Here is an 18,245-nt window from a genome sequence, read left to right as displayed (position 1 = left end):
GATTATATAATCATATGACTGCGGATACAATTTATGCAAGAAAAGTTTCTATTTACTAACAAATGGTGGTGTGTTTTGTTTGTATCAATCTTTATATCGTCTTTTTATTGAGTTAACAAATGGAAGATTAACTTCAAGTGCTTTGCGAAAGTTTAGTCAATCTAAAAAGAGCCGCGCTGTGATCCCTTCCTATGTGAAAATCTTTCAAATTAACCAACAGGAAAGTGAAAAGAATGTTACATCTTATCCAACTTTACATGATTTATTTACGCGAAGACTGAAAGAAGGCGTAAGAGTAATTGATTCTGATCCCGATTCAGTCGTAAGTCCTGTCGATGGCGTCTTTAGTGAGTATGGTTTAATTACGGAGAATAAAGAAATTGTGGTCAAAGGAAAGACATATTCAATCGAGGAAATGCTGGATGACACGGCTGTTTTCGAAAAATATGTGGGTGGCAGCTTTGCCGTTCTTTATTTAAGTCCCAGTCATTATCATCGTATACATATGCCTATCTCAGGAAAAGTGACGAAACGGTGGGTGAAAGGGGAGAAGTCATATCCAGTGAATCAGCTAGGTATGAAATATGGCCGTGCTCCTTTATCTAAAAATTATCGTAACATCACTGAAATTCAGCATCAATCAGCACATGTAGCCATCGTCAAGGTTGGTGCGATGTTTGTGAACTCAATCGTCATAACTGATGAAGCTAATCAATTAGAAAAAGGCCAGGAATTTGCATATTTCAGTTTTGGATCAACAGTCGTGCTGCTGTTTGAAAAAGGAAGCTTTAGAAAACGGGAAGATTTGAATGTACCAAAAGAAGTAAAAGTCGGAGAACGAATTGGGACTTTAAAGGGCTAAGAAGAGGATGCTCCATAACAAAAGGGAAGGATTCTACATCTACTATAGATCGTTAATAAAGTGTATATGACACTATAACGGAGTATAGAGTGTGAGATCAAACCCTTTAGGGACATCCTCTGTATCTATTATGCTAACGACCCTCTAATTTTGTCGGTTAATGACCTTCGTTGAATTTCTGTTTCGATTAAGTTGATGAAGTCTGAACTTAACTTCAATTTTATGGCTTTGAAATAAGCTTCGATTAATAAATCATCTGATAGTTTATTCATTGGCATGCCTTAAGGCAGGTCACCTCCAATTTTTTGCTAGTGGAACGTCTATTAGTGGGGGCTATCTTCCCCACTGGGCTAGTCCCGTTCTAGTATCACTAAATCTTTTGTAGAAAAGGGACGAGGCTTTGCAAAATTAGCTTAGCACCTCCACCATCATCAGGTGATACAATGTGAAAACTTGAACCTTGTTTATCATTTTAGTTGGGATCAGATGCTCATGGTTGTTTTTTAACGATTCGAAAGCGACGCTACGCCCCCCGATACAAATGCACATAAGCCAAGGTACAATACCTCTGTTTCCTGACTTCGTCAGCGTTAACCCACTCAGCCTTTATATGCATCGGTAAGCTTCACTGTAATGGGAGTAATTTCTGCATAAAATTATTTCATTGGCATATAGTGGTAAGTTAGCGTTGGTATATTCATACCTTACCAGAAATAGTAATCGAGAACAATCGTTCTGGTTATCCACAATGTACGTGGATAAGTTGTGGGCACTTTGTTTATAAATGGTTGTTTGGTCTGCTAATCTTAGGGGATAATGTGTATAACTTTATCCACAATTAAAGTCAATGAAGATTTTGTCGAAATGTTTTTGGGAATATTCATTAAAATATTAGGAGACAAACGGCAACAAATGGTTATGCAATTAAGAAATTCATTAGCTTTGCTGCTTTCCAGAGCTGCTTTTTTATATTATGATGGAACTTTACGGCAAGACTATAGAAGTGAAGATGTATGTTTTATTTGTAGTAAAAGGGTTGAATAGTAATTCAAGAGAGATTATTGAGGTGAATCATGCTTAATTTATTTTTACCAAATGAACATGTGAAAAGCATTTTTGAGATAAAGCCTGAAGACTTGAATAAAAAGGGCGTGAAGGGAATTATTACAGATCTAGATAATACCCTTGTAGAATGGGATAGACCTTCTGCAACCCCTAAATTAATTGAGTGGTTTGAATCCATGCGAAATCATGGGATTTTAGTTACTATTGTTTCAAATAATAATGAAACGAGAGTAAAGTCATTTTCCGAACCACTTCAGATTCCGTTTATTTCTCTTGCACGTAAGCCGATGAGAAGAGCTTTTAACAGAGCTGTTAAGCAAATGGGCATTAAACGAGAAGAGGCCGTTGTAATCGGCGATCAGTTGATGACAGATGTATTGGGCGGTAATAGAGGCGGCTTTCATACGATTCTAGTCGTGCCGGTTGTACAGACAGATGGATTCTGGACGAAATTTAATCGTAAAATTGAAAGACGGATTTTAGCATTTTTTAGAAGAAAAGGATTGATAGAATGGGACGATCAGAATTAATACACGATGAAGAAATAGCTTGTATCGGTTGTGGAGTGAAAGTACAAACCGAAGACCCTAAAGCTTTGGGATACACACCTAAGTCAGCATTGGAAAAAGAATCAATCATTTGTCAGCGCTGCTTTAAATTAAAACATTATAATGAAGTTCAGGATGTTTCTTTGACAGATGATGACTTCTTAAAAATCTTGAATCAAGTAGGTCAAACCGATTCATTAATCGTGAAGATCGTGGATATTTTTGATTTTAATGGCAGTTGGCTACCAGGATTGCACCGTTTCGTTGGGTCTAATGATGTCCTATTGATTGGCAATAAAGTCGATTTGCTACCAAAATCAGTGAAGCATAATCGATTGATTCACTGGATGAAGGAATCTAGTAGAGAGCTTGGTTTAAATCCGGTAGACGTTTTATTGGTGAGTGCTGAGAAAGGTAAGCAGATCCAAGAAGCAGCATCCGCGATCGAACATTATCGGAATGGTAAAGATGTATATGTTGTTGGCTGTACAAACGTTGGTAAATCTACCTTTATCAATCGGTTAATCAAACAAGTGAGCGGGGAAGATGATGTGATTACGACTTCACATTTCCCTGGAACGACGCTTGATATTATAGAAATTCCGCTTGATGATGAAAAAGCATTGATTGATACACCAGGCATCATTAATCATCATCAAATGGCACATTATGTCGATAAACGTGATTTAAAATACATTACACCAAAAAAAGAAATCAAACCGAAAATTTATCAGCTTAATGAAGAGCAAACATTATTTTTTGGTGGGTTAGCTCGACTGGATTATGTATCAGGCGGTCGTCGTTCTTTCACATGCCATTTGTCCAATGAATTAAATATTCATCGGACAAAGCTTGAAAAAGCGGATGAATTATATAAAAATCATGCAGGTGAACTTTTAACACCGCCTCGCAGAGAAGGTATGGCTGATTTTCCTGAGTTAGTCGCGCATGAATTTTCAATCAAAGAAGAGAAAATAGACATTGTCTTCTCAGGTCTTGGCTGGGTAACGGTGAATGAGCCAGGTGCAAGAGTCGTGGCGCATGTACCGAAGGGCGTAAATGTGATTTTACGAAAATCGTTAATATAACAGGGGCATTATAAGAAATTATCCCGAATTACAAAAAAGTAAACCCCCCACCTCAAAGCATAGAGAAATCAAAGAAGCGTAGGTGAGGGATAACAGCCCTTAAAAGCCCGAATCGTAAGATACAGTGAAGCTTACCGAGACGTTGCCACAGGAAGGTACTTAGCTTTACGTTCAATGTGCGAAGGTATTTGCGACACTAGAACGGGACTAACAATCAGTGGGGATGAAGAAAACCTCCACTGATTAAAGTTTCACTTTATTTTAGTTAGATAAACTAGAGAGAACGAGGGGAAAAGGATGAAAAAAGTCTATGGAGTTATAGGGGACCCGATTGCGCATTCGATATCACCAGCGATTCAAAACGATGCATTTACGCATCAAAAACTAGATTGTATCTATCATCCATTTCATATAACGCCAGAAAACTTGAGCGATGCGGTAAAAGGAATGAAAGCAATCGGTATTGCAGGTTTTAATGTCACCATTCCACATAAAACGACCATAATACCTTATCTTGATGAAGTTGATGAACTTGCTGCTACAATTGGTGCAGTTAATACCGTTTCTTATCAGGATGGCAAGTATATAGGGTATAATACAGATGCAATGGGTTTTTATAAGGCGTTATCTGATCAAATCTCGAATCTAACAGAAAAGAAAATTTTGGTTGTAGGAGCTGGTGGCGCAGCGCGTGCGATTTACTTTACATTGCTTTCTGCCGGTACCGTCTCTGTTGATATAGCGAATCGAACGATAGAAAAGGCGGAAAGCTTAATAGCGGATTGTCCTTTTGAGAAACAATCAGTCGCTCTTACGCTCATACAGGCAGAAGAGAAGTTAGCCGATTATGATGTAATTATTCAAACGACATCGAAAGGGATGAGTCCCGATCTGGATGCAATGCCAATTAGCATTCACAATTTATCAGAAGGTACGTTTGTTAGTGACATTATTTATAACCCACTGGAAACAAAGCTTTTAAAAGAAGCGAAGCAAAAAGGTTGCGATATTCAAAACGGCTTAGACATGTTGGTCTACCAGGCTGCTTTAGCTTTTCAAATCTGGACAGGGATTACTCCGGATACATCAAGAATGAAAAACATCATGCGAACTACATTAGGAGGCAAATAAATGCTTACAGGTAAACAAAAACGATTTTTACGTGCAAAGGCACATCATCTTAATCCAATTTTTCAAGTTGGGAAAGGTGGCGTCAATGACAATCTGATTATACAGATCGGAGAGGCGTTAGAAGTACGGGAACTAATTAAAGTGAGCGTTCTACAAAACTGTGAAGAAGATCGTGATGACGTAGGTTTGGCGCTATCAAAGGGAGCACGCGCAGAACTTGTACAAATCATTGGAAACACGATTGTATTGTATAAAGAATCTAGAGAAAATAAACAAATCAAGCTACCTTGAATATGAAAAAGGTCGGAATCCTTGGGGGGACATTTAACCCGCCGCATATTGCCCACCTGATTATTGCGAATGAGGTGCTAGATGCATTTCAACTGGATGAAATTAGATTTATGCCCAATTACACACCACCGCATAAAATAAAAACAGAAGATGTCCCGGATGATGATCGTGTTGCAATGCTCAAGCTTGCGATTGACTCTAACCCGTCATTTTTACTGGAAACGATCGAGTTAGAACGAAAGGGTACGTCTTATACATTTGATACGATACAAGTCCTCTTAGACCGTGAGCCGAATACAGAATTTTACTTTATCATTGGCGCAGATATGATTGAATATTTACCAAACTGGCATCGAATTGATGAGTTAATTGAACTTATTACTTTTGTTGGTGTTAAGCGGCCGGGATATGAGGTTTCTACCCATTATCCTGTTGCGATGGTAGATATTCCTGAAATGCTTATTTCATCCTCTTTAATCAGAGAACGGGTCAAGCAAGGGAAAACCATTCGTTATTTAGTTCCTGATCAAGTATGGGAATATATGAAAGGAAATGGGTCCTATGAAACGTGAAGAAGCGCTCGAAATCGTAAAAAAACAGCTGACAGAACGAAGATATGTGCATACAGTCGGTGTGACGGAAACGGCAATTGATCTTGCTAAACAGTACGGAGCAGATGTGAAAAAAGCTGAACTTGCTGCGATATTTCATGATTATGCGAAATTCCGCCCAATAGAAGAAATGAAGGATATCGTCATCTCTGAGAAAATGCCTGCTGATTTACTTGAATATGGAGAAGAGCTACTTCACGCTCCGGTCGGTGCCTACCTTGTTCGAAAAGAAGTGGGAATTATCGACCCGGAAGTGTTAGCTGCAATTGCCTACCATACTTCTGGCAGGGTGAACATGACGCTACTTGACAAGGTTGTCTTTTTAGCGGATTATATTGAACCGGGGCGTTCTTTCCCTGGTGTTGAAGAAGTACGGCAGTTGGCGAAAGAAAACTTGGATTCAGCGTTAATCTTAGCAGTATCCAATACTCTTGCATTTTTAATAAAAAATAATCAAGCGGTGTATCCGGATACGTTTCATTTTTATAATGATTTAATTTTACAACATAAGTGAGTGTTCAGTCTTTTGGAACACCCACTATAAGGAGAAGATTCGATGACTGAAAGAGAACTATTAGTAATGGCAGCAAAGGCTGCTGATGATAAACGTGCAGAGGACATTCTTGCTTTAAATATGAAGGGAATTTCCTTAATTGCTGATTATTTCTTGATTTGCCATGGTAATTCTGATAAGCAAGTTCAAGCGATTGCTCGTGAAATGAAAGAAAAAGCAGAAGAAAACGGCATTCAAGTAAGACGTATGGAGGGCTTTGATGAAGCAAAGTGGATTCTTGTTGATTTAGGGGATGTAATTGCCCACGTATTCCATCGTGATGAAAGAGGGTACTACAATCTTGAACGTTTATGGGGAGATGCTCCAATCGAGAACTTGCAAAGCGAATTAAGCCAATGAGTTATGAACGGTTCGCCTATGTGTATGATGAACTGATGAAAGATGCTCCTTATGAAAAATGGCTTGAACTCCTTCTTGCAAAAATGAACCAGTACGGCTGTGATGGCCAAAAAGTGCTTGATCTTGCATGTGGTACGGGCGAATTTACCATAGAACTGGCAAAGCTAGGCTATCAAGTTGCAGGCGTAGATTTATCAGAGGAAATGCTTGCAATTGCCCATGAGAAAGCAGACTTATTAGGACGCTCTATTGCATTCTATCAACAAGATATGGCTCAGCTAGAAGGGCTCGGCGTTTATGATTGTGTAACCCTTTTTTGTGACTCTTTAAATTATCTTCGAGACGAAGCGGATGTACAAAAAACTTTTGATTCAGTTCATGCTCATCTGAAACAGGATGGCTTGTTTTTATTTGATATCCATTCCATCTATAAAATCGAGCAAGTGTTTCAAAATCAGACGTTTGCGATAAGCGATGAAGATGTTTCATATATTTGGGAATGTTATGCAGGAGTGGAGCCTTATAGTGTTGAACACGATCTGAGCTTCTTTGTCCGAGATCCCGAAAATGGCTTGTATGATCGCTTTGACGAATACCATTATCAACGCACATACCCGGTGTCTTTCTATCAAGAAAAGCTTGTCGAGTGCGGTTTTGAAGTGCTCGAGCTGTTATCAGACTTAGAAGATGAGCCCATTCACAATAAAACCGAGCGGATTCTCTTTGTAGCAAAGAGAAAATAAGAAATGAAAAGGGTCTGACGTAACACTCTATCAATCGTTTAGTATGTCAAGTACATGTCATTTAAACGATAATAGTAGATGTTTTTAGTCTGACCCTATTTTTCTTTTGGGGTATGTTAAAGCTTACTGTTGATTTTGCACAATGTTGAATGGAGCGGTAGGCGTACGCTTCTCGTTGCAATCAACAGGCAAGTTGAAAAGAGCTTTCTTTAAAATAATTAAAAAAAGAAAAGGATTTTTGCATTTCATTACGAATATTAATAAGGAGTCCTAAATTGTTTTTCCACTTCTTCGATGTCCTCTGTAAACTTCTCATTTGTCGCTATAAAAAGATGCTCGAACATATCCCCTGTTTCTGCTTCAAGTATTTTCATTCCTTCACCAGTAATTCCGCCTTTTACAATGACTTTCTCTTGCAGTGTAGGTAAAGTATAGGTACCTTTCTTCAGTAATTCTCCTAAGCCGATTAACATATTTTCTGTTAAGATACTTGCTGTTTCTTCGTCTATTTTTGTTGTTTGAACAGCACCATCAATAAATCTTCTTGCTAAATACGTGAAAAATGCCGGCCCACAGCTCACAATGTCAGAAGCAGCCCGTGTTATTTCATTTTCAATAATCACTGGCTCTGACATACTTTTTGCTAATTCAGTAATAGCTTGTTTCCAAATGCTTTGACATTCCTTTCCGAAGCTGAGTAATGATACACCAGAAAGAGCGCGATTTGTAATGCTTGGGATGAAGCGGGCGCAAGAACAATCCAACTGAGATTCAAGCTGATCGACTGAGATTGGACTTGTAATTGCAATCACACACTTGTCTTGGTTTATATAAGGCTTGATGGTTTGAAGTACCGCTAAAACTTCCAAAGGCTTCACACAGACAAAAATGGCATCAGCATGCTTTGCGACATCAGCCGCGGTATTCACCACGGTTACGCCTTTATATTGAAACTGGATAGCGAGTGCTTTTTTGAGAGTGCGGTTTGTAATGATGAGATCTTCTTCTTTGATTGCTTTAGCTTCCAGCCATGATTCAAGTAAAACAGTCCCCATATTTCCCGTTCCGATTACACCTATTTTCAAAATTTGCCACCTCCTACTAAAAGGAACTTCTCTAAAAACTCTATGATGCTAGTTGCTTGGTTATGACGAAAATTAAAATGAAGGGTGATTTCAATGAACGTTCAAGGAAAAAAGAAAATAATCATAGGAATAGCAGTGGGGCTTGCTTTATTACTCGGTTTTGCTTATTTTCAAATTTCAGCACCGGAACCGAAGGTAACAGACATTTTTTCTGATGGGAGCAGTGCATTTGATGAACCGCTAGAGCAGCAACAAGAAGCAGAGAAGGTTGCAATCATAAAAGTAGATGTGAAGGGTGCGGTTAACCGTCCGGGTGTCTATATCGCTGAAGCTGGTGATCGAGTGATAGATCTTATTGCAGATGCAGGGGACTTTGCGAAAGAAGCGGATAAAGATCAAGTGAACTTAGCGCAAGTCGTAGAAGATCAAATGGTCATCCTGGTACCAAGAGTGGGTGACGAAAGTGTAGAAACAATAGGATCGGTGTCTTCATCAGGAAGTTCGTCCGACGGAAAAATCAATCTGAATACGGCTACACAAGCGGAGTTGGAAACATTAACGGGCGTTGGTCCGTCTAAAGCGCTTAGTATCATCGACTATCGTGAAAAAAACGGAAAATTTCACAGTGTGGAAGATTTAAAAAAGATATCGGGCATCGGCGACAAAACGTTTGAAAAATTAAAGGATTCAATAAAGGTAAAATAATCAGCTATTCAAATTGGGGAAGAGAAGGTAAAATGTAGACAAGTTCAGTAAAAAGCCTTTTAAATGATATGAAAGCGCTGGTTCACTATTCTGCACGTGTTACTGGTTACGGGAAGAATAGTGTCTTATACATCTTGAACTTCTCATTACTAAAAAAAGGGGAATGTATTTTGAAACGAATAAGTTGGAATCAATATTTTATGGCGCAAAGTCAATTATTAGCATTAAGAAGTACATGTACAAGATTAGCGGTTGGTGCAACGATCGTTCGAGATAAACGAATTATTGCCGGTGGGTATAATGGTTCAATTGCAGGCGGTACGCATTGCATCGATGATGGCTGTTATGTAATTGACAATCATTGTGTCAGGACGATCCATGCGGAGATGAATGCGGTTTTACAATGTGCGAAGTTCGGTGTACCGACTGAAGGCGCTGAAATTTATGTCACCCATTTCCCTTGTTTGCAATGTTGTAAATCATTAATCCAAGCGGGAATTAAAGCGGTATATTATGCTGAAAATTATAAAAACCATCCTTATGCAATTGAGCTTTTCGAGCAGGCGGGTGTGAGAGTTGAACAGGTATTAACAGAGGAAATTATTGACCTAAAAGGTCAGGAAAAACAAAATCTTGTTGCTGATTTATTAACTGCATTGTCAGAAGCAGGCGGTTCGATTGAACAGGTGAATGAACTTCAGCAACAGGCAGAACGACTATTTCTATTAAAAACAGATGGAGTGTGACTTAAAACTAAAAAGGGGTAGATTTCATAACGAATCAAGAAGTTATGGGGAAGGGGCTTCGCGACTTACTAATATAGCCAATCTATTAATCAGGTATACTGATTTTTCGAGAAAGCATCCAAAATTTCAGCTCCGCACCTCCACCATTAAGATTAGCTGAGTGTAGTGTGCTACAAGATATATCCTTCATAATAAATGGTGGCGTTTTAACTTCATTTTAGTTTTGAATGAAAGTAGACCCCTTTTTAGTCCTCTCCTTCTAAGTTGGAGGAGGTCTTATGACGAAACAACTCATATTTGCTTGCGTGTCTGCCACATTTGGCGTAACCGTATTCCCTTATTTCGGGTGGGAATGGCTTATTTGCGCGCTCCTCTATTATGGTTTCCTTTTTTTTAAAATCCCCAGTAAAATCTTAGTGCTTCATCTCGTTGTCCTGCTGTTGTTTGGCTTCAGTACGACTATTTCTGAGAAAAACAATCGTACGGAACTTTCAGGTAAGGAAACAAATTTCACGATTATTTTTACGGATTCAATCGACATTGATGGAGATCTGCTGAAAGGTTTTGTTAGAACCGATAATAACGAAAAACTTCAGCTAAAGTATAAGATTTCTTCTGAGTCTGAGAAAATAAACTTGCAAAATCATTTGAAAATAGCTATGTCATGCCCTGCCATGGGTGTCCTTGAAATACCAAGTGGGAAGCGTAATTTTAATAGCTTTGATTATCGACTGTATTTAAAAAGGCAAGGCATTCATTGGGTTCTTAAAGCGGATTCGATTCAATTTGCGAAATGTATGTCTAACAAGCACAGTATAAAGCAAGCGATTCAGGATTTTAGGAATAAGGGGATCTCCTATGTGAACATACATTTTCCTGAATCATCACGCGGGTATGTGAATGCTCTCATTTTTGGAGATCAGAAGCTGATTGATGAAGAAGAGCTAAAAGACTATCAGCGTTTAGGCATCGTTCACTTATTAGCCATTTCAGGGTTGCACGTTAGTTTTTTAACAGGCATGATTTTTTTCATTGGTATCCGGGCTGGTGTAACACGAGAACAGATGTCCCTTGTCATGTTGCTGTTTTTGCCGATTTATATCATCCTCTCCGGTGCAAGTCCTTCCGTCCTTCGTTCATGCTTTATGGCGATGCTATTCTTTTTCCTCGCTTTTTTAAAAAAATCTATTTCTGCTACTGAGACGATTTCCATTATTTATTTGCTCCTCTTATTATTTAATCCGAACCATCTCTACAATATTGGCTTCCAACTGTCCTTTTCTGTTGCCTTTGCTATTATTATGTCGCTTAGCATCATGGGACGATTTTCAAATCAATTCATAGCACTACTTGTGACAAGTATTCTGTGTCAGCTAGCAGCTATTCCTATATTACTCTTTCACTTTTTTGAGTTTTCGTTAATCGGTGTGCTGTTGAATGTGATTTTTATTCCAATCTATTCTGTCATCCTTTTGCCGTTTGCGATACTAGTTCTGCTTATCCATCTGCTAACACATCAGATTGGTGATTTGTTGCTATTTTTTCTAAATAAAAGCTTTGTTCTATGTAATGCAGTAGCAGGGTTTACAGCAGATCTGCCATTTGCATATATAAGCATTGGCAAGCCTACATTCCCAATTCATTTGTTACTTGTTGTCGTGATTTTTCTGCTGTTGGCATCGTGGGATTTAGGGGATCACCGAAAAACAAAGATTTTATCTCTCGTACTGATTCTCTTACTTGTCTTGCAATATAATATTCAAAAGTTGTCTCCGTTCGGTGAAGTGACCTTTATTGATATTGGACAAGGTGATTCTATTTTTATTAAGCTTCCGTTTAATAAAGGGAATTTCTTGATTGACACAGGCGGTAGTCTTTCTTTTGAACAAGAGGTGTGGAAAGTGAGACGAAAAACATATTCAACTGGTGAAGACATCGTTATCCCTTTTTTAAAGAGTAAAGGGTTTCATACGCTCGATTTGCTTATTTTGACTCATCCAGATGCCGATCATATTGGCAGTGCAGATGATATTGTTAAACATATCGATGTGAAGAAAATTATTATTGGTGGTGGGAGTGAGGAAATATATAAAGATCAGGGGTTTATACAAACTGCTATTAAGTTGGGGATAGAGATTTCCTCTGTAAAACGCGGAGATCACTGGTCGGTAGGGGATGCGAGATTTTATGTGTTGAATCCATACCAGTACGAGGAGGACACAAATGAATCATCGATTGTGTTATATGCGGAAATAGGCGGAGGAAGCTGGTTGTTTACTGGTGACTTAGGTGAGCAAGGGGAGCAAGAATTGATTCAGGTATATCCTGATCTATCAGCAGACATATTAAAAGTCGGTCATCATGGAAGTAAAACCTCATCAAGTGAAGCGTTCATTGACAGCCTTCAGCCGAAAATCGCTATTATTTCTGCTGGAGTGAACAATCGATATGGTCATCCGCATCAACAAGTGCTAGAAATATTGAGTAAAGCAGGGGTATCTGTCTACAGAACAGATCTAAAAGGAGCTATATCATATCAGTATGATAAAAAAGGAAATGGAACCTTTTCCACGTCGTTACCATAGGATGGAGTAACTAAGAAAAAAGAATATATTTTCAATAAAATATTGATGAGCGCCTATGCCCAACTAAAACGATGAAATAGGTTCAGGTTCTATAAACTGGATCACCTTATGGAGCTGGTGGTTCGGAGCTGATCTTGCGAAGCCTCACCCCTTTTCAACAGAAAAAGAACTGCTAAACGCAGTCCCCTTTGTTCCCTTTTTGGAGAGCTGTAGGTAGAGCAGATTAAGAACCGATAACCTGAACTGTTACAGCAATTCCGAAAATAACGGCAAAAAATACGAATGAAACGATGAATCCCACCGCGGAGTCGCCTATGTCGTTTCGTTTCGACTGCACATTTTTTTCAAATTCATTCATTTTATACCCCTCCTATTTCTCTAATAGTATAAGCGATTACAAATAAAAAATCTAGGACACCACTTTATATAATCTGTTAATTCATGAAATAGTTTCTGCCGATTTTCATTAGTCATGTAGGTGAGCGGCTAGTAAGAATAGCCATGGAGTAATACGTGTTATTTGCGAAAATCAACTTCCTATACTGACAAGAGTTGTCACAAATAGTTTTGCCTTACGGGGCTAAAATAAATGTACAAAGCACAGCAAATCGCTTGACTATTATCAAGAATAAAATACCGCTTTCGAGTAAGTTAAACCCGGGAACTTCCTTGACGGCGTTTATATAAAATAGGGAATTGGTCACAACGAGACCAATTCCCTAAAGTACGGGGAAAAATACACTGTTAATAGCTTGTCAAAATGTCTTGTTATCTATACGATAAGAGGGAGATTACATAAAAAGAGGCGGTATTCCTTGGTAGTAGATGTTTGGAAAAATATTAAGAAAAAGCAATTTGCGCCAATTTACTTATTGGTCGGAACAGAGTCGTATTTGATTAACGAAACGAAGCAGCTATTAATGCAGCATGCTCTTCACGGCGATGAAATTGATTTCAATTTTTCGCAATATGATCTTGAAGAAACACCGATAGAAACAGCGTTAGAAGATGCGGAAACACTGCCGTTTATCGGTGAGCGTCGCCTTGTTTTTGTTCAAAACCCTTTCTTTTTGACAGCGGGTGATAAGAAGCAAAAAGTAGAGCACGATGTGAAACGATTGGAAGCATATTTAGCTGATCCTGTTCCTTATTCCATATTAGTTATTGCGGCACCGTATGAAAAACTAGATGAACGGAAGAAGATTACGAAAGAACTGAAGCGCAAGGCTTGTGTTGTTGAAGCGAAGAAGTTAAATGAGCATGAACTAAAAGTATGGATCAAAGATAGAGCAGTGGCATCTCACATTCAAATAGACGAACAAGCAATTGACCTATTGCTTGAATTAGCTGGAACTAATTTAATGATGTTAACGAATGAACTAGATAAAATGGCCATGTATGTAGGGGAAGAAACAAGGATTGATACAGCGATCGTTGAAAAATTAGTAGCGAAATCACTGGAACAAAATATTTTCACATTAGTAGATCATTTACTGCAGCGGAAAATTGAAAGTGCGATTACTATTTTTCATGATTTACTGCGCCAAAATGAAGAGCCAATTAAAATCCTGAGTGTAATGGCCGGGCAAGTACGCCTTCTGTATCAAGTAAAGGAATTGGCAAGACAAGGATACAGTCAGCAAAAAATCGCAGCTTCCATGAAGATACACCCGTATCGAGTGAAACTGGCTCTTGAAAAAACCGGGAAATTTGGTGAAAGCGAATTGATGACAATTATGCATGAACTCGCTGAAGCGGATTATAAAATGAAGACAGGGCAAAGTGATAAAGCCATTACGCTTGAACTGTTAATGCTAAAGATGGGGTAATTTATCCCGATTAAACAGACTGTAGCACCCCCGCATCAATTATTGAGGGAAAAATCAAGAAAAAATAGGTGGGGGAAAAAACTCCACTGATAGAAGTTTCACTTTATTGGAATTAAAAAAGGTGTCCGTATAAACGGACACCTTTTTCCCTGTAAAACAATCGATTAAGCGTTTAGAGCATTAAGTCTTTTCGCTAAACGAGATTTTTTACGGGCTGCCGCATTTTTATGGATTAATCCTTTAGATGCAGCTTTGTCTAATTTTTTAGCAGCTAGTAAAAGAGTTTCTTTTGCAGTTTCAACATTGTCACCAGCAAGAGCAACTTCAGCGTTTTTAATTGTTGTACGCATTGTAGATTTTACAGTAGCGTTTTGAACACGTTTAGAGTTGTTAATTTTTACGCGTTTAATAGCAGATTTAATATTTGGCATTCCGTTCACCTCCTACATAAGAAATCGAGATTATATGAACTCGACTTATCAGTTCTATACTTAAATAGCACAAGTGATATTTTATCAGAATGCATCCCATAATGCAATACTCTTCAAAAGGAATAATTGGCTTAAAAGCAAACTTTATCTCGTTATAAACATTGTACCAAAAAAATGAATAAGAAAAAAGAAATATCAGCAGAATGGTAATAAGAAAAGTGGAATTTCCCTAAGAATTTCAAAGGAAGCTAGCCACAAAGCTTGAAAATTAGACAAATCGTCAAAGAAAAATACCGTTTCATATATGGAGGTCAATATGGAAAAGAATTTGGATTTAAGCCAGTTTTCGATAAGAACGGATCTTGCAGTGGAAGCTACTGCATTAGCTGCGGCTCATAAAGGTGTTTCAAGTGAGAAAAATATTTCAAAAATAGAAGGAGTGATCATTAAGGAAAAAAATAAAAGTGATTTAAAAATTTCTCTTGTAGAGGTGACCGAAAAAGGTGCCGAGCAAATAGGCAAGAAAAAAGGAAGTTATTTAACCATTGAAGTGCAAGGGATTCGCCAACAAAATACTGAAACACAGCAAATGGTAGAGAAGGTGTTTGCAGAAGAGTTAGCACAATTTTTACAGGCAAAAAAAATTTCCAAAGATAGCAGTTGTCTCGTAGTTGGCCTTGGAAATTGGAATGTAACGCCTGATGCACTAGGACCTGCTGTAGTTGAGAATCTAGTTATTACGAGACATCTGTTCAAATTACAGCCTGAATCTGTTGAGGAAGGATTTCGTCCTGTAAGCGGTGTGGCTCCTGGTGTCATGGGGATTACTGGGATTGAAACGAGCGATATTATTCAAGGCGTGATTGATAAAAGTAAACCGGACTTTCTAATTGTCATAGATGCGCTGGCCGCAAGTTCAATTGAGAGAGTAAACTCTACTATTCAAATTACTGATACCGGCATTCATCCAGGTTCCGGTGTAGGCAACAAGCGAAAAGAATTAAGTCAGGATACACTTGGCATTCCTGTAATTGCAATCGGCGTTCCGACTGTTGTAGATGCGGTTTCGATTACAAGTGACACGATCGATTATATATTAAAGCATTTTGGGAAAGAGTTGAGAGAAGGGGAGAAACCATCGAGAGCGCTGGCACCAGCGGGCTTCAGTTTTGGGAAAAAGAAGAAGCTGACAGAAGAGGACTTACCTGACGAATCGCAGCGCCAAACCTTTCTTGGCATCGTTGGGACACTACCGGAAGACGAGAAAAAAAAGTTGATTTATGAGGTGTTATCACCAATTGGGCATAATCTTATGGTGACGCCAAAAGAAGTAGACGTGTTTATCGAGGATATGGCCAACCTGATTGCAAATGGGTTGAATGCGGCGTTGCATGGATCAATTAATCAAGAAAACACTGGTTACTATACTAGATAGAAAACTATTATGGCTTTAAAACGCCACTATTTACTATGAAGGATAGGTCATGAAGCACGCTACACTCACCTAATCACAACGACGGCGATGCGGAGCCGATTTTGGATGCTTTCTCGAGAAGATCAGAATACCTGCTAATTAGATTGGCTATATTAATAAGTCTCAAAGCCTCGATCCTATGTCCTTCATCAAAACATGCTTTTCAACTGATAGTTCTACTCTTTCTATTAAAGTCATATTTATAGGAGACAAGCAATAGAGAGGGTGGAAAAATGAAAAGAGACCGATCAGGCGGAATAATCACAGTTGTCCACGGAGCTACAATTATTAAAGCGTTTTTGTCCGTTCTCGTCATGATGGTTTTGCTATTTTCAGTTATTGGAGTTATGACGTCTTTACGTCCTGAATACCGAATTTCCTCAGAATCTGTGAATGCAATGACTGATCAGTTTTCAGGGAAAATGTTGTATTCATTACTAGCAAATGAAAATCATTATTTTTTTTCAGCACTACCTGAGGGGAAGTCGAGTCCAAAAATCACGGAGCAAGTATTAAAACTATCAGCAAACATATCATTAGATGATCCGCGAAGTCTTCTAGGGCGAGAACTTCCGGGATTTTCGATTTTTGATAGTGAGATTCTAGTGGCAGGAGAAGGAACGAATTATACGAATATGCCGTATGAATCCTCGCCGCCAAATGATGTTCTAAATGATGAACGAGAAGCAGCCATACAGAATTTAGAAGGGATCGTAGAACCGACCAAAGATCCTGTACAAACACCAGCAGTGACGACGGATGGAAAAAAGGTTGTGTATATTTATCATTCGCACAATAGGGAGTCATTTTTACCTTACTTAAAAGGTGTTACATCACCGAACTTAGCCTATCATTCACAAATCAACATAACAAAGCTTGGAAAGAAACTGCTTCAAGATTTGGAAAGTAACGGGATCGGCTCTTCCCTGGAAACAACAGATATACAGGCTAACTTAAACAAAAAAGGACTGAAATATACTAAGTCTTATCAGGAATCACGGTCAGTTGCTGTAAGTGCGATGGAAAATAATCAAGATTTGGATTATTTAATCGATATTCATCGTGATTCTAAAAGAAAAAAGAATACAACCATTACGATTAACGGGAAACAATACGCCAAAATTGCCTTTGTCATAGGTTCGAATAATCCAAACCCTGAGAAAAATATAGCATTAGCTACAAATCTTCATCATGCCATCGAGAAAAAGTATCCCGGATTATCAAGGGGAGTTTTGAAACAAGGTGGCAAAGGGAACAATGGTGTCTATAATCAAGACCTCTCTGCAAATGCGATGTTAATTGAAGTAGGTGGCGTTGACAATACATTTGAAGAAATGTATTCAACTATAGATGCATTTGCCAATGTTTTTAGTGAATTCTACTGGGATGCGAAGGAAGTTCAAGGACCGGTTACGGAGAAAAAATAATAGAGAGGAGTGTCATAAGTGCTTCGATTTTCTTTGAAATGCTTCGTCCTAGTCCTCGTTTTATTTTTTGGCGTGTTGCTTGGCATGCAACAAGCGAGTACAGGTATGCAAAAAATGAAAGGGTATGATGATTCCTCCCTCTATAATGCTTTCACAGTTACGGAATCGGATAAAGGAGACATTCAAGCATCTATTCTTGGAGAAACAGTCACGAGCCATGATTTAGCCAAGAAAAAAGAAAAACTTGAAGAAATGAAAGCCTATAATTTTTTCTCATCGGTAGGAAAAGGAATAAGTGACGCTGTTTCTAGTGTTTTTAAAAAAGCGTTTCAATTCATTTCGGATCTCTAATAAATTGCTAAGAAACCAAGTGAAGATTTTTTCTGAACTTGGTTTTTTTATGGAGAATAGGAAGTAACGCTAATATTTATTAAACAATCCATCCAAATTTTATAAAAAAGTAACCAAATGATACAAAAGCTGTGCATCATGGTGGAAACAGCGGTCTGATTACGTACATCAATACTTCTTTTTCAAGCTTTACGCGCTGAAATCAAATTTGTGAGCGGAAATAGCTTATTTTCGCGCCAAAATGGAAGGTTTTCGTGCCAGAATGTACACTTTGCGAGCGAGAATTGAGATTTGCGTGCCGGAGCTGACCAAGGCACTTCCGCTTTTCTTACTGTCCAGTTCCAGTGCCTAGCTTGCTGT

Annotated in this window: 20 protein-coding genes; 16 read left to right on the top strand and 4 right to left on the bottom strand. The window is 38.5% G+C overall.

What is annotated here, in order from left to right; translation table 11 throughout:
• Positions 1-79 precede the first annotated feature (79 nt).
• Entirely contained in the window at positions 80-862 is a 783-nt protein-coding gene (locus HNP81_RS03845) for a phosphatidylserine decarboxylase (protein ID WP_182501616.1), read from the top strand.
• Between the two features lie 128 nt (positions 863-990).
• On the opposite strand, the gene HNP81_RS03840 is transcribed toward HNP81_RS03845, so the two are convergent.
• Positions 991-1,134 carry a sporulation histidine kinase inhibitor Sda gene (locus tag HNP81_RS03840; protein WP_182501615.1) on the bottom strand — a complete coding sequence of 48 codons (144 nt, stop codon included), beginning with the start codon at positions 1,132-1,134 and terminating at the stop codon, positions 991-993.
• Positions 1,135-1,935: 801 nt separating this feature from the next.
• Here HNP81_RS03840 and HNP81_RS03835 point away from each other — a divergent pair.
• The 8 genes from HNP81_RS03835 (at position 1,936) to HNP81_RS03800 (ending at position 7,252) form a co-directional block, all read left to right on the top strand.
• Positions 1,936-2,457, top strand: coding sequence for a YqeG family HAD IIIA-type phosphatase (locus tag HNP81_RS03835; protein WP_182501614.1), 522 nt, complete (start codon positions 1,936-1,938; stop codon positions 2,455-2,457).
• Complete coding sequence (yqeH, locus tag HNP81_RS03830) at positions 2,439-3,563, top strand: ribosome biogenesis GTPase YqeH (RefSeq protein WP_220478487.1); 1,125 nt, start codon at positions 2,439-2,441, stop codon at positions 3,561-3,563. Before HNP81_RS03835 ends, yqeH begins: the two co-directional genes overlap by 19 nt.
• A gap of 297 nt (positions 3,564-3,860) precedes the next feature.
• Positions 3,861-4,694 carry a shikimate dehydrogenase gene (gene aroE / locus HNP81_RS03825; RefSeq protein WP_182501613.1) on the top strand — a complete coding sequence of 278 codons (834 nt, stop codon included), beginning with the start codon at positions 3,861-3,863 and terminating at the stop codon, positions 4,692-4,694.
• Entirely contained in the window at positions 4,695-4,985 is a 291-nt protein-coding gene (gene yhbY, locus HNP81_RS03820) for a ribosome assembly RNA-binding protein YhbY (protein WP_028391880.1), read from the top strand.
• Positions 4,986-4,987: 2 nt separating this feature from the next.
• Positions 4,988-5,557, top strand: a complete 570-nt coding sequence (locus tag HNP81_RS03815; RefSeq protein WP_182501612.1) for a nicotinate-nucleotide adenylyltransferase — start codon at positions 4,988-4,990, stop codon at positions 5,555-5,557.
• On the top strand, positions 5,547-6,110 hold the full coding sequence (gene yqeK, locus HNP81_RS03810; RefSeq protein ID WP_182501611.1) for a bis(5'-nucleosyl)-tetraphosphatase (symmetrical) YqeK: 564 nt from the start codon (positions 5,547-5,549) through the stop codon (positions 6,108-6,110). The genes HNP81_RS03815 and yqeK overlap by 11 nt, the downstream gene beginning before the upstream one ends.
• A gap of 42 nt (positions 6,111-6,152) precedes the next feature.
• Positions 6,153-6,509, top strand: coding sequence for a ribosome silencing factor (rsfS, locus tag HNP81_RS03805; protein ID WP_028391877.1), 357 nt, complete (start codon positions 6,153-6,155; stop codon positions 6,507-6,509).
• Positions 6,506-7,252 carry a class I SAM-dependent DNA methyltransferase gene (locus tag HNP81_RS03800; protein ID WP_182501610.1) on the top strand — a complete coding sequence of 249 codons (747 nt, stop codon included), beginning with the start codon at positions 6,506-6,508 and terminating at the stop codon, positions 7,250-7,252. The genes rsfS and HNP81_RS03800 overlap by 4 nt, the downstream gene beginning before the upstream one ends.
• Positions 7,253-7,509: 257 nt before the next feature.
• Here the strand turns inward: HNP81_RS03800 and comER are convergent, their stop codons facing one another.
• Positions 7,510-8,337 carry a late competence protein ComER gene (gene comER, locus HNP81_RS03795; RefSeq protein ID WP_182501609.1) on the bottom strand — a complete coding sequence of 276 codons (828 nt, stop codon included), beginning with the start codon at positions 8,335-8,337 and terminating at the stop codon, positions 7,510-7,512.
• A gap of 93 nt (positions 8,338-8,430) precedes the next feature.
• Here comER and HNP81_RS03790 point away from each other — a divergent pair, with 93 nt between their 5' ends.
• From HNP81_RS03790 to HNP81_RS03780, 3 genes are all read left to right on the top strand, one after another.
• On the top strand, positions 8,431-9,042 hold the full coding sequence (locus HNP81_RS03790; RefSeq protein ID WP_182501608.1) for a helix-hairpin-helix domain-containing protein: 612 nt from the start codon (positions 8,431-8,433) through the stop codon (positions 9,040-9,042).
• A 170-nt stretch (positions 9,043-9,212) separates the two neighbouring features.
• Positions 9,213-9,788 (top strand): ComE operon protein 2, encoded by a 576-nt coding sequence (locus HNP81_RS03785; protein WP_028391873.1) that lies wholly within the window; start codon positions 9,213-9,215, stop codon positions 9,786-9,788.
• A gap of 278 nt (positions 9,789-10,066) precedes the next feature.
• A complete protein-coding gene (locus HNP81_RS03780) occupies positions 10,067-12,373 on the top strand; it encodes a DNA internalization-related competence protein ComEC/Rec2 (RefSeq protein WP_182501607.1) in 2,307 nt (768 codons plus the stop codon).
• 223 nt (positions 12,374-12,596) lie between these two features.
• On the opposite strand, the gene HNP81_RS03775 is transcribed toward HNP81_RS03780, so the two are convergent.
• Complete coding sequence (locus tag HNP81_RS03775; protein ID WP_028391871.1) at positions 12,597-12,731, bottom strand: YqzM family protein; 135 nt, start codon at positions 12,729-12,731, stop codon at positions 12,597-12,599.
• 457 nt (positions 12,732-13,188) lie between these two features.
• On the opposite strand from HNP81_RS03775, the gene holA reads away from it, so the two are divergent.
• Entirely contained in the window at positions 13,189-14,202 is a 1,014-nt protein-coding gene (gene holA, locus HNP81_RS03770) for a DNA polymerase III subunit delta (RefSeq protein WP_182501606.1), read from the top strand.
• Between the two features lie 164 nt (positions 14,203-14,366).
• On the opposite strand, the gene rpsT is transcribed toward holA, so the two are convergent.
• Complete coding sequence (gene rpsT, locus HNP81_RS03765) at positions 14,367-14,633, bottom strand: 30S ribosomal protein S20 (protein ID WP_028391869.1); 267 nt, start codon at positions 14,631-14,633, stop codon at positions 14,367-14,369.
• Positions 14,634-14,949: 316 nt separating this feature from the next.
• Here rpsT and gpr point away from each other — a divergent pair, with 316 nt between their 5' ends.
• From gpr to HNP81_RS03750, 3 genes are all read left to right on the top strand, one after another.
• Positions 14,950-16,068, top strand: coding sequence for a GPR endopeptidase (gene gpr / locus HNP81_RS03760; protein WP_182501605.1), 1,119 nt, complete (start codon positions 14,950-14,952; stop codon positions 16,066-16,068).
• 272 nt (positions 16,069-16,340) lie between these two features.
• Entirely contained in the window at positions 16,341-17,534 is a 1,194-nt protein-coding gene (gene spoIIP / locus HNP81_RS03755; RefSeq protein ID WP_182501604.1) for a stage II sporulation protein P, read from the top strand.
• 18 nt (positions 17,535-17,552) lie between these two features.
• Positions 17,553-17,885: a YqxA family protein gene (locus HNP81_RS03750; RefSeq protein WP_182501603.1), complete on the top strand. Its 333-nt coding sequence runs from the start codon at positions 17,553-17,555 to the stop codon at positions 17,883-17,885.
• Positions 17,886-18,245: the final 360 nt, after the last annotated feature.

Source organism: Peribacillus huizhouensis, from assembly GCF_014138605.1.
Taxonomy (GTDB): domain Bacteria; phylum Bacillota; class Bacilli; order Bacillales; family DSM-1321; genus Peribacillus; species Peribacillus huizhouensis.
This window is presented reverse-complemented; position numbering and strand designations above follow the sequence as displayed.

Bases quoted from the DNA above. Each gene is read 5' to 3' on its own strand.
- HNP81_RS03840 (WP_182501615.1), bottom strand. From the start codon at position 1,134: ATGAATAAACTATCAGATGATTTATTAATCGAAGCTTATTTCAAAGCC.
- HNP81_RS03835 (WP_182501614.1), top strand. From the start codon at position 1,936: ATGCTTAATTTATTTTTACCAAATGAACATGTGAAAAGCATTTTTGAG.
- yqeH (WP_220478487.1), top strand. From the start codon at position 2,439: ATGGGACGATCAGAATTAATACACGATGAAGAAATAGCTTGTATCGGT.
- aroE (WP_182501613.1), top strand. From the start codon at position 3,861: ATGAAAAAAGTCTATGGAGTTATAGGGGACCCGATTGCGCATTCGATA.
- yhbY (WP_028391880.1), top strand. From the start codon at position 4,695: ATGCTTACAGGTAAACAAAAACGATTTTTACGTGCAAAGGCACATCAT.
- HNP81_RS03815 (WP_182501612.1), top strand. From the start codon at position 4,988: ATGAAAAAGGTCGGAATCCTTGGGGGGACATTTAACCCGCCGCATATT.
- yqeK (WP_182501611.1), top strand. From the start codon at position 5,547: ATGAAACGTGAAGAAGCGCTCGAAATCGTAAAAAAACAGCTGACAGAA.
- rsfS (WP_028391877.1), top strand. From the start codon at position 6,153: ATGACTGAAAGAGAACTATTAGTAATGGCAGCAAAGGCTGCTGATGAT.
- HNP81_RS03800 (WP_182501610.1), top strand. From the start codon at position 6,506: ATGAGTTATGAACGGTTCGCCTATGTGTATGATGAACTGATGAAAGAT.
- HNP81_RS03790 (WP_182501608.1), top strand. From the start codon at position 8,431: ATGAACGTTCAAGGAAAAAAGAAAATAATCATAGGAATAGCAGTGGGG.
- HNP81_RS03780 (WP_182501607.1), top strand. From the start codon at position 10,067: ATGACGAAACAACTCATATTTGCTTGCGTGTCTGCCACATTTGGCGTA.
- HNP81_RS03775 (WP_028391871.1), bottom strand. From the start codon at position 12,731: ATGAATGAATTTGAAAAAAATGTGCAGTCGAAACGAAACGACATAGGC.
- rpsT (WP_028391869.1), bottom strand. From the start codon at position 14,633: ATGCCAAATATTAAATCTGCTATTAAACGCGTAAAAATTAACAACTCT.
- gpr (WP_182501605.1), top strand. From the start codon at position 14,950: ATGGAAAAGAATTTGGATTTAAGCCAGTTTTCGATAAGAACGGATCTT.
- spoIIP (WP_182501604.1), top strand. From the start codon at position 16,341: ATGAAAAGAGACCGATCAGGCGGAATAATCACAGTTGTCCACGGAGCT.